Annotated in this window: 1 pseudogene; it reads right to left on the reverse strand. The window is 43.4% G+C overall.

Features of this window, described 5'->3' with window-relative positions:
- Positions 1–464, reverse strand: a pseudogene (locus FM019_RS20725) (IS3 family transposase); the annotation flags it as partial.
- Positions 465–516 lie beyond the last annotated feature (52 nt).

The raw sequence follows: 516 nt of genomic DNA on the forward strand, positions 1-516 counted from the left end.
CACCCATTGCTGATAGTACGCTTGGCGAGAGATGTGTAAATAGCTGCAAGCTTGGGTGACAGACAATCCCGGTATCACCTTTTCCTGGATGACTTGCCTTTGCGCTTTTTTACAACGCGTACTCCATGGTCTTTTTCCAATACGTTCACGACCGCTTCGAAAAAATCTGCTTTCATTTTTGTATCGGCTAGCTGCTTCTCAAGCTCTTTGATCCTCTGCTCTGGTGTTAACTCGGTTTTCGATTTATCCACAACAACGCCTCTGTTCAGAAACTTAGGGGTTCCATAAGACCAATCTAGTCGACCATGCTTACGAAGCCAAACTAAAACAGTCGAACAACCTTGAATGCCATAACGGTCTTGAGCTTGTATATAAGTCATTTCTCCTTTTTCTACTTGGTCAACAACTGACAATTTAAAAGCGAGCGAATAGTCGCGCTGGGTACGCTTACTTATTGATTGCATTACACTCTCCAATTTAAGGCTGGAAAGTGTCAACGTTATTTAGGACGGGTCA

This window comes from Aliiglaciecola sp. M165, assembly GCF_007197995.1.
Taxonomy (GTDB): Bacteria; Pseudomonadota; Gammaproteobacteria; order Enterobacterales; family Alteromonadaceae; genus Aliiglaciecola.